15 protein-coding genes are annotated in these 13,803 nt (G+C 44.3%); 5 read left to right on the top strand and 10 right to left on the bottom strand.

What is annotated here, in order from left to right:
- The first annotated feature begins 115 nt into the window (after nucleotides 1-115).
- From MSG38_RS09350 to MSG38_RS09360, 3 genes are all read left to right on the top strand, one after another.
- On the top strand, nucleotides 116-1,006 hold the full coding sequence (locus tag MSG38_RS09350; RefSeq protein WP_248401682.1) for a helix-turn-helix transcriptional regulator: 891 nt from the start codon (nucleotides 116-118) through the stop codon (nucleotides 1,004-1,006).
- A 229-nt stretch (nucleotides 1,007-1,235) separates the two neighbouring features.
- Nucleotides 1,236-2,036, top strand: a complete 801-nt coding sequence (locus MSG38_RS09355; protein ID WP_081322175.1) for a hypothetical protein — start codon at nucleotides 1,236-1,238, stop codon at nucleotides 2,034-2,036.
- Nucleotides 2,037-2,364: 328 nt separating this feature from the next.
- Nucleotides 2,365-2,589: a hypothetical protein gene (locus MSG38_RS09360; RefSeq protein WP_081322170.1), complete on the top strand. Its 225-nt coding sequence runs from the start codon at nucleotides 2,365-2,367 to the stop codon at nucleotides 2,587-2,589.
- 62 nt (nucleotides 2,590-2,651) lie between these two features.
- Here the strand turns inward: MSG38_RS09360 and MSG38_RS09365 are convergent, their stop codons facing one another.
- On the bottom strand, nucleotides 2,652-2,822 hold the full coding sequence (locus MSG38_RS09365) for a hypothetical protein (protein WP_019823299.1): 171 nt from the start codon (nucleotides 2,820-2,822) through the stop codon (nucleotides 2,652-2,654).
- 278 nt (nucleotides 2,823-3,100) lie between these two features.
- On the opposite strand from MSG38_RS09365, the gene MSG38_RS09370 reads away from it, so the two are divergent.
- A complete protein-coding gene (locus MSG38_RS09370) occupies nucleotides 3,101-3,589 on the top strand; it encodes an Lrp/AsnC ligand binding domain-containing protein (RefSeq protein ID WP_004732526.1) in 489 nt (162 codons plus the stop codon).
- Nucleotides 3,590-3,699: 110 nt separating this feature from the next.
- Here the strand turns inward: MSG38_RS09370 and MSG38_RS09375 are convergent, their stop codons facing one another.
- Both MSG38_RS09375 and MSG38_RS09380 read right to left on the bottom strand, forming a co-directional pair.
- Nucleotides 3,700-4,404: a hypothetical protein gene (locus MSG38_RS09375; RefSeq protein WP_017065155.1), complete on the bottom strand. Its 705-nt coding sequence runs from the start codon at nucleotides 4,402-4,404 to the stop codon at nucleotides 3,700-3,702.
- A 286-nt stretch (nucleotides 4,405-4,690) separates the two neighbouring features.
- The gene (locus MSG38_RS09380) at nucleotides 4,691-6,541 is read right to left on the bottom strand and encodes an ABC transporter ATP-binding protein (protein ID WP_248401683.1); all 1,851 of its coding nucleotides are present in this window, start codon (nucleotides 6,539-6,541) and stop codon (nucleotides 4,691-4,693) included.
- Nucleotides 6,542-7,127: 586 nt separating this feature from the next.
- Here MSG38_RS09380 and MSG38_RS09385 point away from each other — a divergent pair.
- Nucleotides 7,128-8,102 (top strand): arginine deiminase-related protein, encoded by a 975-nt coding sequence (locus tag MSG38_RS09385; RefSeq protein ID WP_017061193.1) that lies wholly within the window; start codon nucleotides 7,128-7,130, stop codon nucleotides 8,100-8,102.
- Between the two features lie 134 nt (nucleotides 8,103-8,236).
- Here the strand turns inward: MSG38_RS09385 and MSG38_RS09390 are convergent, their stop codons facing one another.
- The 7 genes from MSG38_RS09390 to fliP form a co-directional block, all read right to left on the bottom strand.
- Nucleotides 8,237-8,869: an acetyltransferase gene (locus MSG38_RS09390; RefSeq protein ID WP_050647609.1), complete on the bottom strand. Its 633-nt coding sequence runs from the start codon at nucleotides 8,867-8,869 to the stop codon at nucleotides 8,237-8,239.
- 134 nt (nucleotides 8,870-9,003) lie between these two features.
- Nucleotides 9,004-9,843: an AraC family transcriptional regulator gene (locus MSG38_RS09395; RefSeq protein ID WP_248401684.1), complete on the bottom strand. Its 840-nt coding sequence runs from the start codon at nucleotides 9,841-9,843 to the stop codon at nucleotides 9,004-9,006.
- Nucleotides 9,844-9,957: 114 nt separating this feature from the next.
- Complete coding sequence (locus MSG38_RS09400) at nucleotides 9,958-10,773, bottom strand: GNAT family N-acetyltransferase (RefSeq protein ID WP_248401685.1); 816 nt, start codon at nucleotides 10,771-10,773, stop codon at nucleotides 9,958-9,960.
- Between the two features lie 105 nt (nucleotides 10,774-10,878).
- A complete protein-coding gene (flhB, locus tag MSG38_RS09405; protein ID WP_248401686.1) occupies nucleotides 10,879-12,018 on the bottom strand; it encodes a flagellar biosynthesis protein FlhB in 1,140 nt (379 codons plus the stop codon).
- Complete coding sequence (gene fliR / locus MSG38_RS09410) at nucleotides 12,011-12,886, bottom strand: flagellar biosynthetic protein FliR (RefSeq protein WP_348983502.1); 876 nt, start codon at nucleotides 12,884-12,886, stop codon at nucleotides 12,011-12,013. Before fliR ends, flhB begins: the two co-directional genes overlap by 8 nt.
- Nucleotides 12,796-13,065 (bottom strand): flagellar biosynthesis protein FliQ, encoded by a 270-nt coding sequence (gene fliQ / locus MSG38_RS09415; RefSeq protein ID WP_048610132.1) that lies wholly within the window; start codon nucleotides 13,063-13,065, stop codon nucleotides 12,796-12,798. The genes fliR and fliQ overlap by 91 nt, the downstream gene beginning before the upstream one ends.
- Nucleotides 13,062-13,802 (bottom strand): flagellar type III secretion system pore protein FliP, encoded by a 741-nt coding sequence (gene fliP / locus MSG38_RS09420; protein ID WP_248401688.1) that lies wholly within the window; start codon nucleotides 13,800-13,802, stop codon nucleotides 13,062-13,064. The genes fliQ and fliP overlap by 4 nt, the downstream gene beginning before the upstream one ends.
- Nucleotide 13,803 lies beyond the last annotated feature (1 nt).

Raw genomic sequence — 13,803 nt, forward strand, 5'->3', positions numbered from 1 at the left:
TTACCTTGTTGGTGACGCTGGCTAAGTCATACTTCTAGGCTCAGAGCATTTCCGTTCCCATTGCGATACATTACTCTTGCTAAGAGCAGTTGAGTAAATGAATAGGAAGTTAATAGTGCCTCAAGTAATCCCGAGCATTGGCTTTAACCATGAGAAAACGGCGCAAGCTGAGCTGGAGTTGGTGCCCTTGTCTCGGCTCTATTCAGAAAGCAATATTAACCACGATCCTCAATTGCCACATCGTGTCAGCTTCTTCCTGATTCTGTTTATCGAGCAAGGCTCAGGCACGCACATGGTCGACTTTGAGGACTACCCTTTTAACCAAGGGAGCGTGTTGTTCATTCAAAGAGAGCAGGTGCACGCCTTTGATTTTAGTAACAAGCCACAAGGCACTGCGGTTTTGTTTACTCAAGCGTTCTTAGACAGCGTTCACGCTAATATGAAGTTACCAAACTACACGCCCACTCATTTGAACAAGGCGCACTCGGCACTGTTGTCACTAGACGAGTCCCACCAAGATCGGACGCGAAGTCTCATACAGCAAATTATGACGGAACTAAAACAGTCAGAATCCGATCCCTTGATTGTGATGTACTTGTTCTCAGCACTAGCCCTGATTCTTCATCGCCTGCGACCAGAAGTGAAGCAAGACGCCTTGAGCTTGCAACAGAACATTAAGTTTGCCCGCTACTTTGAGCTTCTTCAAAACAACTACCTGCGCGTGCGCGATGCAAACTGGTACGCCAATCAAATTAACACCACCTACAAGACGTTGAACCAAGTGTGCAAAGTCGCAACGGGGTTAACTGCCAAGCAGATCATCGACTCTTTTACCGTTTTAGAAATGAAGCGTCAGCTGGTGGTAACCAATATTACGTCTCAGAAAATGGCGTTGGATTTTGGGTTTGAAGACGCCAGTAATTTCGTTAAGTACTTTAAAAATCATACTCAGATGACGCCGGGTGAGTTTCAAAAGAAGTATTCCAAGCCTTCACTCTCTGAATAGCTAGCAGGTCGACACGAATCATCTAAGGTTCGATATCTACCATTTTTCTGCCTAAATCCACTCTGCCGTGAGCCTCTTTCGTTGACTAATATAGTTTCCAAGCCAACGAGAGGACTCAATAATGAAAACAATAACCAACGCATTCCCAACAGCAACATTCAAAGCAGCTGAATCTAAAGCGACGAAACTCAAATCAACACTACTCACGGCAAGTGTACTCGCAGCCTCTATGATTACCGGCACGGTTGCAGCACAAGAGCTGTCTATTCAAGAAAAAGCGGTAGCGGTCATTTCGAGCATTGAAACGGGCGACGCAAAAGCGGTGAGCTACATTAACCCTGAAAAGTACATTCAACATAACCTAGCGGTAGGTGATGGCTTAGCGGGCTTTGGTGAAGTATTACAAATGCTTCCAGAAGGTTCAGCGAAAGCGCAAGTGAAACGCTCATTTCAAGACGGTGATTTCGTAGTAACACACACTGAATACAACTTCTTCGGCCCTAAAGTCGGCTTTGACGTGTTCCGTTTTGAAGAGGGACAGATAGTTGAGCATTGGGACAACCTGCAAGAAATTGCCAAGCCAAACGCAAGTGGACGAACTCAATTAGATGGTGCGACTAAAGTCGTAGACCTAGAGAAAACGGATCATAATAAACAGCTTATCGATGGTTTTGTAAAAGACATCTTGATCGGTGGTGATATGGCGAAGATTAATAACTATATCGACAATGAAGATAGTGCTTATTTACAGCACAACCCAGGTGTAGCCGATGGCCTGAGCGGTTTGGGTGAAGCTTTGGGGGCGTTAGCGGAAGCGGGCATGCCGATGGTTTATACCGCTAACCATAAGATCTTGGGTCAAGGTAACTTTGTGTTGTCGATCAGTGAAGGCCAATTCATGAATAACCACGTTGCTTTTTATGACCTGTTCCGTGTTGATAACGGCAAGATCGTTGAGCACTGGGACACCATCGAAACCATTCCTGCGCGCTCAGAGTGGAAAAATGACAATGGTAAATTTGGCTTCTAAACCTAAGTGAAGTTGAAGCAAATATGACTTATTTAAGCGGTACTTTCATCGAGGAAGTGCCGCTTTTTTATTGCTTAATTTAGTGGCTAGCATGAGAGAGGTACTGTCGTTATAGGGTTTTACAATGTAAATTGAAACTGAGTGAACGAGAGAAATTGCATGGAAGAGGTTGGACCTTTATGGCGTTTGATGTCAAAAAATGAAACAGAAAAATGGCTATTTTTTGAACTTGGCGCTCACTTTTGTGATTAGCTCGGTGAATTGTTGAACTGAATTGGACATGATGTGTCAATTGTCAGTAACCACTAAAGACCTATAGGACAAAGGTATGCCAGATCTCTATTGCAAAGGATGTAAAAAAACAACACTACATAAGTCTATAATGAAACGTTGTGAGTCAGAGCCCGTGACAACTTCTGGCCGTATGATGCAATGGACATCAAAGCTATTTAGTGGAAATCTGTATTACGATATGGAAACTCAGCACTTCTGCCGCACGTGTAACTGCCGTTGCGAAACAGGAAGTACTGTACCCCAAGTTGGTTTAGCTTAACTTACAGTAAGCGCTCACTAACTTAGATCAAAAAACCTCCGTTTTAGGAGGTTTTTGCGTTTCTATGCGGCTTTGAGTGCTAGCTCGGCATCAATGGCGTCGCCATCAATCTTCACATCCCAACCATAGTTTGAGTACTCATTTGCTAGTGCCTGAGCAACATCTTTTGATACCGTTACGTGTGTCCATGAACCAATACCGTAAGGTTTATATGCGAGTTCTTGCGTTTTCATAATAGAGTCATCCTTTCTCTTTGATAATTCTATTATTCACTTTGGCCTATATGCTTTCTTTCGTTTCCGGCTCAACTTATTTGTTAATCAGGTCATTTCTATAATAATTTGTTAATAACCAGAGTTTGATTTATAAGGGTTGTTATCTATTTGTATGTATTTATATTTGGTGTGAATATCATCTGCACATTTAGTTTTTAAATGTGTGAGCGAGGTTTTCTTCGATTGCTGTTGGTATGGAATATACTGAGCGGAATTTAGAATGTTTAAGGAATGTTATGTCTCAGCATCAGCTCGATCGTATCGATAAAGAGATACTAAGAATTCTGCATATGAAAGGGCGTTTACCTGTGGTTGAACTGGCAAAACAGGTCAACCTTACGACGTCACCTTGCTCTGATAGACTCAAGCGATTGGAGAAAGAGGGCTACATCACGGGCTATCATGCTGAGCTTTGTTCAGAAAAGCTGGGACTCGATGTTCAAGTCTTTATCCATATTCGTCTCGATCAGACTAGCTTTTCGATCTTCGACAAATTTGCCCAAGCGGTAGAAATGATGCCTGAGGTGGAAGAGTGCTACTCACTGTCGGGTGACTTTGACACCATGATCAAGGTTCGAGTGAAAGACATGAAGGCGTACCAAGCGTTTATGGCAACGAAGTTGGGTACTCTACCTGGTGTGATTCAGACACGCAGTGAAGTGGTGATTGAAGAGCATAAAAAGGGCTTTGGTGTGAACCCTGAGTTGTTGGCAACTCTAAAATAGTGGCCTGCTTTCGCCTTACCAAGGTGATTTAGATATAAAAAAATGGAAGCTAATAAGCTTCCATTTGTTGTTGAGCGTCAGATAAAGGTAATCCGATAAATTTGTTCGGCTTACAGCGTAATGGCCGCAGAGATTAAGCCAATCACACCACCGAATACACCGCCCCAAACGACCAACCAACCAAGGTGTTTCTTGATCATGGTCTGAACCATCTCTTTAACCAGCTTAGGTGTCAGTTCATTCAAGCGCTGATCGATGATCGCCTCAATGTTCTCTTTGATTTCATCCATCATCGCAGGTGATTCTAGCTCGTCTTTGATGGCATTTTTTACAGAGTCACTCTTGCTGATTTCAATCACTGATTCTTGCATCTTCTCAACAAACGGCGCTTTCATTGGCTCTAGTGCTTCTGTGCCACCAAACATTGCCAACATACCGCCAAACTGAGAGTTCTCGATAACATGCACCAGTGAGTCGAATGCAGGGTTAAAGTCGATCTTCTGAATCACAGGCTCTAGATTGAGCGACTTTCCTGTCATCTCGCTGCTTAGGAAGCGATCGATGTTACTTTCTGTAAAGAATTGCTCCATCATCAGTTGCTTGATGGCTGCCTTGAACTCTTCAAAGCGCGCTGGAATCACGCCAGAACCGTATAGGCCGGGTACTTTCTCGAACAACATGTGAATCGCAAGCCAGTTGGTGATGGCACCAGAAAATGCGAATAGGCCTGCGTAAAGCAAGTATTGGTTTGCTGTCGCATAGCCGCCAGCAAGCAGTGCTAACGCAATAACGTTAGTTAAGACACTTTTGTTCATGGTTGATCTCTAGAAAGAATATTGCGCGCATTTTAAGAAAAAAACGCCAAGAAAAAAACAAAAGGATCGATGAAGTTTATTGGACAGGTAGCAAAGAGCACCAAATAGCAGGCATAAAAAAGGCTAGCCTCCCCCCGAAGTCTAGCCTTATTCCAGAACGCGCAAGCGAGGCGTCTTTGGTGTTAATGTCATTATATAATTACGACATAACATTCTGCCACGTGTAATTTACCGCTAATAAACAAATTGGTGTGAATCACGCCGCACTTTTAAAGTAGCACAAAAATTAAGCGCTTGTAGCTTGCTCAAGGTCATCGGCAATGAAGCCACCGGTTTGGTGATTCCATAGCTGCGCATAAATACCATTCTGGTTAATCAGCTCTTGGTGCGTGCCTTCTTCTACGATATTGCCTTGGTCGAGCACGATCAGGCGATCCATCGCTGCAATGGTCGACAGGCGGTGTGCAATCGCAATAACCGTTTTGCCTTCCATTAGCTCAATTAAGCTCTCTTGAATCGCTGCCTCTACCTCAGAATCGAGTGCAGAAGTTGCTTCATCGAGAACAAGTAATGGAGCATTTTTCAGAAGAACGCGTGAGATAGCCACACGTTGACGCTGACCACCAGAAAGCTTAACGCCACGTTCACCCACTTGAGCATCGTAACCAACGTTGCCAAACGGGTCGGTTAGCGTTTCGATAAACTCATGCGCGTGCGCTTGTTTAGTCGCCGCGTATACCTCTTCGTCTGATGCCTCTGGTCGACCGTAAAGAATGTTGTCTTTGATCGAACGGTGCAACAGTGAGGTATCTTGGGTCACCATACCTATGTTGCTACGCAGAGAATCTTGAGTAACGCTCGAGATCTCTTGGTCATCAATCAGGATGCGACCACTTTCTACATCGTGGAAACGCAGCAGTAAGTTAACTAGGGTCGATTTACCTGCACCTGAACGGCCTACCAAGCCCACTTTTTCACCCGGTTTGATGTTGAGGTTTAGGTTGTTAATCACTCCCTTATTCTCGCCGTAGTTAAAGCTTACATTGTCGAAGTGGATACCGCCTTGTGGAACGTCCAGAGGCTTCGCGTCTTTCTTGTCTTCGATAGCGATAGGCTTAGATAGAGTTTTAATGCCGTCAATCACGGTACCAAGGTTTTCAAACAGACCACCGATTTCCCACATGATCCATTTCGACATGCCGTTAATACGCAGAGCCAAGCTGACCGCAATCGCAATCGCACCCACGGTGATTGCGTTGTCTAACCATAGGTAGATAGAGATGCCCGCAATGCTGAACACCAATAGATAGTTAGCGAATTCAACGCAGATGTTGAAGCCAGTAACCAAGCGCATTTGGCGATGAACCGTATCTAAGAAGCCTTCCATGCCTTCTTCGGCGTATTCGGTTTCTCTTTTACTGTGTGAGAACAGTTTGACCGTTGCGATGTTGGTGTAGCTATCAACAATACGACCCGTCATCAGTGAACGAGCATCCGCTTGTTCGGAAGACACGTCTTTTAGCTTTGGCACGAAGTGCAGTTGGATACCGATGTAAACGAAGAGCCAAATCAGCATCGGAGCCATCAAGCGCCAATCTGATTCAGCAAGCATGAACAGCATCGCCGTGAAGTAAACCGTCACGTAGACAAACACATCGACCATTTTGGTCACAGTTTCGCGCACCGCGAGCGAGGTTTGCATCACTTTAGTCGCGACACGTCCGGCGAAGTCATCTTGATAAAAGGACAGGCTTTGCTTCAAAAGGTAGCGGTGCGCTAACCAACGAATCGACATTGGGTAGTTGCCCAGCAAAGTTTGGTGAAGCAATAGCGAGTAAACACTGATCAAGATTGGCATCACAACCAACAGCAGAATACCGAGCCCCATCAATGTCGATTCGTTGTCTGCTAAGAAAGTGTCTGGGTTGCTTGTTGATAGCCAGTCGACCAACTGCCCCATGTAACCGAACAGCGCGACTTCGATGATCGCGATGGTCATGCTCATCAACCCGAGCAAGATCAACGGTTTTTCGAAACCTCGAGTGTAATGGCGGCAGAATGCCAGTATGCCCGTAGGAGGTTGTATCGGCTCTCCCTTTGGAAAGGCTTCAGTAAAGCCTTCAAATTTCTTGTACATAGATTTCCCTTTATAAACTAGTGCATCTATAAGCGACTGCATCGTTGGTGCAGCTTTGTTTTTATGGTCTTGATTTGAAATTTAACTGTCTTAGTTTGAAATTATATAAACGCCCATGGGTTCTTATCAGTATTAAGTCATTCGATGGATTTTGTTCTAGCGCTTATTTAGGCACTTGGCTTTAAAATACTAAAACTTTGTCTAAGCGATGCAGGAAAGGTCCAAAGAAAATCTTTCATGACGCTTATTTTAGATTGAATTAGACAGGAAAAGTTAAGCTTATTTCAAACGTAATTGATTGTTATGCAACGGTGATAATCCTAACGTTAAATGGATTAAATTGTAATCAAAACTCGTGATAGGCGAGAAAATGGAATCAGAATATTTATCCATAAAGTGACTTAACGAATATGCATACAGTTGGTTCTTTCTGATGTGCTGTTATCTTGCAGTAAAAATTACCGATTAATCTAAGATCTGCAGTAATTGTTTGGGATAAATATTCAAATCATTATTCTTTTCAGTGAATCTTGTCGTAACAAGTTGTTTACAATTCTGAAGTAAATAAAAGATAGGGACGGTCGAAATGTTAAACCTACACAAAAAATCACTTCATATTACTAATGTTCAAAACGCCAATTGCGTTGTTATGGTGCCGCCAAAAGAGTTTAAATTTAACGAAGAAACAGCACGTGATAACGAATTTCAGCACAGAGTGAATCTGACCGAAGCTGAGGTGAAGGTAGAAACGATGGCCGAATTTAAGGCCATGGTCGCTTCGTTGCGTAAAGAAGGAGTGCAAGTTGTAGAGTTTGATTACCCTGAATTGGGCGTTGAAACTCCGGATGCTGTATTCCCTAACAACTGGTTCAGTACCTGCAGTGATGGAAGCTTATTTACTTTCCCTATGGCGTGTGAAAACCGTCAAAATGAAGTTAAGCCAAATGCTCTTATTGAAGCGTTAGAAGCGTCGGGTCGCATTGTTAACCACAGCGAGTCTCTAGAGTCTTACATCGCGCAAGGTTCTTATCTAGAGAGTACGGGCGTGATGGTTATCGACCATATCAACAAGACCATCTATGCTGCGCTTTCTCAACGTTGTGACCGCGAAGTATTGGAAGATTATGCGAAGCGCATTGGTTATTCTCGCGTGGTCTCGTTCCAAACGGCATTACCGTCTGGCCAGCCGATTTACCATACCAATGTGATGATGGCGATTGGCGATAATTTCTGCGTGATCTGTGATGAAGTGATTCCTGAGTTTGAACGCCGCTTTGTGGTGAAGTCGCTTGCTAAAGATAAGCAGGTTATCTCTATCTCAATTGATCAGATGAACCGTTTCTGTGGCAACATCCTGCAGCTTGAAACCGTGAATGGCGACAAGGTGATCGCGATGTCTCAATCGGCTTACGATGCGTTTTCTCCAGCTCAGTTAGCTCAGCTATCGACACATGGAAAACTGCTGCCATTTAACGTGAAAACGATTGAAGACATTGGTGGTGGTTCGGTGCGATGCATGTTGGGTGAGGTGTTCCTACCAACGCGAGTGAATCGTCTGTAACAAGCATTCATTTCCAGCAATGAATTTTTGAATACCACTCTCATCGTAGAGTGGTATTTTTGTTTTTATCTATCACAAATAAGAGAACAAGAGCTCGATACAGGAGTCAACGCGCAAAAGCTAACGTAAATAAGCTATGAAGCGTCCTTAAAAGCTCTGTGTTCGATGAACTGAGCCGACAGTGTTACGACTTCTTTGGAGTAGACAAGCGCCGTGTGGTTGAGTTTGAGGGCGTAAGTATCCGTTGCTCCTCTCAGGTTGGCGTCTTCGAGTGTGACTGTGCCATCGCCCGGATTTCTTCCCAATACAATGCGTCCTACTCCGGCGTCGTAGGTACCTGTAATCACGCCAATCGGCACATCAATATCGTAGTCACCCAAGCCATCGCTTAAGATCATTTTGCTCGAACCAAATATAAACCCAAGCCCATGATTCGAAAGTGTTTTGGCGATGGTTGCCCCATTGTGCGGCGTGCCTGCTGTAATAATGCAGGTGTCGGCAAAATTGGGCTGATAAAACTTAAAGTAGTGACGAATGAGCAAGCCACCGAGTGAGTGACCGAAGAAATAGACCTCATCGTACTCATTAAAGCGAGCATTCACGAAGCGATTGAGGCGTTTGGCTGCTGAAGGAAAACGCAGAGAGTTGTAGGCAAATTTGTGGGTTGTAAAGCCGCGTTTTTTGAAGTTTCTATCCAGATATTGCATGATCAACGCAGGCATATATAGACCATGAATTAAAACTATATGTTTGTTTTTATTATTCATTTTTGTCCTCCGTCTGATGATGTCCCCAGTATATTTAGTCGCAAATCTAAACTCAATAAAACTTGCTACTAATGGGACACAAAAGGCAGAGGTGTACGTTATAAACAGAACCTTTGTTATAGAGAAAGGGTGGGTTAGTCCGCTCTCACTCCACCATACACATCTATGGTTAATCCCCCTTGTTTGGCGTAAGTATTGGGTGTTAGACCGATGGTTTTCTTTAGGTAACGAATCAGGTGCGGTTGGTCGCTAAACCCAAATTGAAAGGCGACGTCCATCCAGTCGATGTCATCCAAATTTCGCTTATACAAGTATTCCAACATCGCTTCGAGTTTGTTCATCGATTGGCATTGTTTTAATGTCAGCCCTGTTACCTTGTTGAAGCTTCTTTCCAATGTTCTTTGCGAGCAAAACAACTTGTCATCAAGCTCTGCAATCGGTGTCGAGCCAAGCACACTCAACACCTTGCGTGTGAGTTCGCTGTGCCTATCCGTTTTAGCTGTCGATAGCCAAGGAAGCAGCAAATCATCTAACTGCTGACAGCAGGCCTCAAAGTCGGTTTGAGCGAGGTTAATGAGCGACATGGTATCGGCATTTGGGTTGCCCAGTAAATGGACGAGATCGATAGGGTTAACACTGTCTAGGCTGGGGTGTGGACAGTCTGGAATATCTAACGTGTACAAGGCTCCGACATGGAATTTAATACCTAGGTGAACAAAGGGCTTTGAGTGATCCAATTCGATGGCTTTATGGTGTGGTAACAGCAGATGGCAACCAACGCCTTGATCGACCTGTTGCTCAATCGTGTAGTGATATGCCTGCTCGTTTGGCGATAAGATCAGGTGCGCTGATGGATCGGGATTGAGTATCGGAAATTGATGAGTTTGAGCGTCGGGTGTCTTTTCAATCAGCCAGTAGCAATCAATGAACTTAGCGACTTGAGGGGATTTTGGAGACTGTAACCAATTGATCATTAGACCTTCTATTCGAAATGACTGCCATCCACAACTATATGTGTATATCGCTGCAGGTGACAGTTTTTATCTGTATCTATTATCAAAACTGAACTTTCAGCTTAGTTCTGAAATTTAGTCAAAATCAAACTGTAAGATACGATGTTTTGAAGACAATCCAGCACGTGTGATGGCCTTTTGTGCTCCAATGTTGCTGCTTTCCGTAGAACAGATAGCTTCTAACCCTTGGCTGTTAGCGAGCTGCTTTAGAAAGTTAAGAACACGCGTTGCTAAGCCTTTACCGCGTTCTTGCTCAGCGACAATCATGCCTAGGTCGGCAAACTGCGTTTGGTGTTCATCAAATTTCCGACATTCTCCTGTAGCGAGAACATTGTTATTTTCCCAGTAGCCCCATAGCTCTTGGCGAGCAATTAAGTTGCTGTAGTAACCGGTCAGCCACTCTTTGGGAGCGCCAATCGATGATGAAGCAAATTCGACTAGTTGATCGAGTTGCTCTTCCGTCGCGAGAGTCATCTGAATGTTTTCAATGCTGTTTTCGACGGCTGTTGGACGCTGGCGAAACATCAGTGCGTTGACTTTGAAGGACCCAGTATTGTCCAAGCATAGTGACAGATATTGTGATTCAGCCGTACTTACAAATGCGCCTTTCACTTCACCAACCACAGAGCTGTTGTTTTCTACGATTAAGGTAAACAAGTCTGCAATATTGGTGTTGGTGGTTGGTGCTAGATAGAATTGAAGTAAGTAGCCTTCACCATTCAACACGCAATAACCGACAAGTTTGCCACCGTCGTAAAAGCCGTAATGGTCAGACATAGGTACAAAGCCGAAGTGCCACATACCATCAAGAGGTGCTGTTGACTCAGCAAAGTAAGCCGTTTTAAGTTCGCTCAAGTCTCTAAGTGCTGAGATCTTTTTGATGTCTAACATCGCGTTAATTCCTGTTGTTTCAATAGCTGCAAGTGTAGGCGACTGCTTTTAGAAGGTATTGAATAAAAGCGACAGTTTTATGTGTTTCACTAGTGGAGTAGCGGCCTAATCGTTTGGATCGGACCATGATTTAGGAATGTTGAAGTGGGGCAAGTTGGTGGGTTTGTTTCTTTCGCCTTTGCGCCATGCTTTTAGCTGGTTCACGTACGTTAGGATGTGCGCTATCGCGACAAAGAGTTGGTTTGGAACCATTTGGTCGATTTGAGTGGTGTTGTAAATCGCCCTAGCGAGTGCAGGGCTCTCGACGACTTCAACCTCATTTTTAGTCGCTAGTTCTCTAATGTAAAGCGCCACATCATCTTGCCCTTTCGCGACAACAAACGGTGCCTCTGCTTGGCTTAAATCATAAATTAGGGCAATGGCGTAACGGGTCGGGTTGGTTAACACAACGCTCGCTTTAGGCACGCGCTCATTGGCACTTCTCTTGGCATTTTGAGTCTGTATCTGACGGATTCGAGCTTTAACCTCGGGCCTACCCTCTTGGTCTTTGTGCTCATCTTTGACCTCTTGCTTGGTCATTTTCATCTGTTTTGTAAATTCATGCCGCTGATAAGGGAAATCAAATAAGCCAAACAGTAAGACGATTAAAAGAAGGTAGCCTAAGTACTCAATGGTAATGGTTGCTACGGAAAGTACGACGGTATCAAAGTGGGCACTGACTAGGTTGGTGATCACCGAGATGTAGCTCGATATTACCCAATACAGTAGGGTAAAGAACAGAGAGACCTTAATGACGTTCTTAAACAGTTCGACGATCGATTGAGAGGAAAATATGCGTTTCAGTCCTTTGAGTGGGCTTATCTTTTCCCACTTGGGGATCAATAAAGATGGGCTGAATATCCACCCACCAAGTAGCGTTGAGCTGACGATCGCGGCAATCATTTGATAAATCAGTAGCGGGAAAAATAGCGTGATCATCGAAAAAAGCGCGGTGCCTACTAACTCAACGATAGCCATTGGCTGGCTGACCGTTTGGCTATCAAACTGAAAGCTCACAAGAAACAGTTCAATGAAGGTCTGTTTAATCATGTCTACATTCAACACGTAGTAAGCAACGACGCTGACAAGGGTTATTGAAGAAACGAACTCTTTAGCGCGCGGTACTTGCCCTTCTCGCCTAGCTTTGGCGAGCTTATGTTGACTGGGTTGCTCGCTCTTATCTCCGGAATCTTGATGATCAGACATTAGGCAGCCTCAACATATAGTGCAGATGCTGGTTCAACTCTAATACCAGATCAAAATAGTGATCGCCGATACCGGTTAGGGAGGCCATTAATGCGAATAAGCCAAGTAGCATGGTCATTGGGAAACCAAGTGCAAAGACATTAAGAGACGGTGCCGCTTTGTTCATTAGACCAAACGTGATGTTGCTCAATAGCATCACGACAATAGCAGGCACCGCAACCAGCAGGCCGGTCGCAAACATCCAAGAGACCATTTTTAATACGTATTCAATGCTGGTGAAAGGGAAAGGCGAATTGAGAGGCCAATATTCAAAGCTTTCTTTAAACACAAGCAGCATCACTAGGTGTCCATCTAAAGAGAGGAAAAGCAGCATAGAGGTGATGAACATGATTCTGCCAATGATGGCGATACTGACGCCGTTGGCAGGGTCATTCATTATTGCCATGGCTAACCCCATTTGCATGGAAATCGCCTGCCCCGCAATTGAAAAAATAGTGAAAAATATCATTACCGCAAAGCCAATTAAAAACCCAAATATGAGCTGGTAAAAAGAGAACAGTAGCGTGTCGATGCTGAAAGGGTTAAATGGAGGAACCTCCTTCACTAAGGGAGCGAGAAGCAAAGAAAAAATAAAAGCAAACAGCAACTTAACTCTTACCGGTATCGCGTTATCACCAAAAAATGGTGCGATAAGAAAAAGCCCAGTAAATCGGACAAATGGCCACCAGAGTATCCCTAGCCATTGGGTGATATCAGTAAAGGTTATTTGCATCAGGGCTAGCCAACCTTGCTTGGTATTGTATTGAAGATAAACAAGAATAGGTCGTTGATCTCTTGTAATAACCAATGGCCAGAAAGAATGATGCATAACAGAGTTACTAATAGCCTAGGAAGGAAGCTAAGGGTTTGTTCATTGACTTGAGTTACCGCTTGGAAAATTGCTACGACCAAACCCACGACAAGGCTAGGCACGATAAGAACCGACACCATAAGAATGATCAGCCAGATTGCTTGGCTTACCAGGGTGACGGCTTCTTCCGGACTCATCCACTTATCCAAAAACTGTTGGCTAAACTCCCCATGAGTAAGCCCCAGCCATCGACTATGACAAATACCAGCAGTTTAAAAGGCAGAGAGACAATCAAGGGCGACAACATCATCATCCCCATCGACATCAGAACAGATGCCACCACTAAGTCGATGACAAGAAAGGGCAAAAACAACATAAAGCCAATTTGAAAGGCGGCCTTGAGCTCGCTCAGTAGATAAGCCGGCAGTAATACTAAGAAGGGAATATCCTGATCGGACTCTATGAAGGTTTCGCCTGCGATTTTGGAGACTTGTTCGAGTGCCTTACGTTGCGTTTGGTCCAGCATGTATCGACGCAGCGGCTTTTCTGCTGTGGCTAACGCTTCCATCAAGGACACTTCATCGTTCGAGTATGGAATGTAAGCGGTATCGTAAATCTTGGTCCAGACTGGCCTCATGATCAGCAAAGTAAAAATGAGTGCAATCCCCACAAGCACCTGATTTGGCGGCGTTTGTTGCAGGCCGAGCGCTTGCCTTAAAATGGCCAAGACAATGACGATTCGCGTGAAACTGGTGCACATGATCACGAAAGCTGGAACGAAGCTCAGTAATGTCATCAGGATTAGAATCTGCAATTTAATGCTGTATTCAGTTCCGTCAGATGTGGTTGTTTCACTGAGAATCGTCAGCCCTTCTGCGTGCGATGTACTCGCGAATAACGCAAAAGCTAGCGTGAAGAATATTCGTTTTGGCATC

Source organism: Vibrio sp. 1CM24A (assembly GCF_023161725.1).
Taxonomy (GTDB): Bacteria; Pseudomonadota; Gammaproteobacteria; order Enterobacterales; family Vibrionaceae; genus Vibrio; species Vibrio coralliirubri.

What these genes read in the sequence shown, in the direction of transcription:
- MSG38_RS09355 (WP_081322175.1), top strand. Translation starts at nt 1,236, where the DNA reads ATGATTACCGGCACGGTTGCAGCACAAGAGCTGTCTATTCAAGAAAAA.
- MSG38_RS09360 (WP_081322170.1), top strand. Translation starts at nt 2,365, where the DNA reads ATGCCAGATCTCTATTGCAAAGGATGTAAAAAAACAACACTACATAAG.
- MSG38_RS09365 (WP_019823299.1), bottom strand. Translation starts at nt 2,822, where the DNA reads ATGAAAACGCAAGAACTCGCATATAAACCTTACGGTATTGGTTCATGG.
- MSG38_RS09370 (WP_004732526.1), top strand. Translation starts at nt 3,101, where the DNA reads ATGTCTCAGCATCAGCTCGATCGTATCGATAAAGAGATACTAAGAATT.
- MSG38_RS09375 (WP_017065155.1), bottom strand. Translation starts at nt 4,404, where the DNA reads ATGAACAAAAGTGTCTTAACTAACGTTATTGCGTTAGCACTGCTTGCT.
- MSG38_RS09380 (WP_248401683.1), bottom strand. Translation starts at nt 6,541, where the DNA reads ATGTACAAGAAATTTGAAGGCTTTACTGAAGCCTTTCCAAAGGGAGAG.
- MSG38_RS09385 (WP_017061193.1), top strand. Translation starts at nt 7,128, where the DNA reads ATGTTAAACCTACACAAAAAATCACTTCATATTACTAATGTTCAAAAC.
- MSG38_RS09390 (WP_050647609.1), bottom strand. Translation starts at nt 8,869, where the DNA reads ATGAATAATAAAAACAAACATATAGTTTTAATTCATGGTCTATATATG.
- MSG38_RS09395 (WP_248401684.1), bottom strand. Translation starts at nt 9,843, where the DNA reads ATGATCAATTGGTTACAGTCTCCAAAATCCCCTCAAGTCGCTAAGTTC.
- MSG38_RS09400 (WP_248401685.1), bottom strand. Translation starts at nt 10,773, where the DNA reads ATGTTAGACATCAAAAAGATCTCAGCACTTAGAGACTTGAGCGAACTT.
- flhB (WP_248401686.1), bottom strand. Translation starts at nt 12,018, where the DNA reads ATGTCTGATCATCAAGATTCCGGAGATAAGAGCGAGCAACCCAGTCAA.
- fliR (WP_348983502.1), bottom strand. Translation starts at nt 12,886, where the DNA reads ATGCATCATTCTTTCTGGCCATTGGTTATTACAAGAGATCAACGACCT.
- fliQ (WP_048610132.1), bottom strand. Translation starts at nt 13,065, where the DNA reads ATGAGTCCGGAAGAAGCCGTCACCCTGGTAAGCCAAGCAATCTGGCTG.
- fliP (WP_248401688.1), bottom strand. Translation starts at nt 13,802, where the DNA reads ATGCCAAAACGAATATTCTTCACGCTAGCTTTTGCGTTATTCGCGAGT.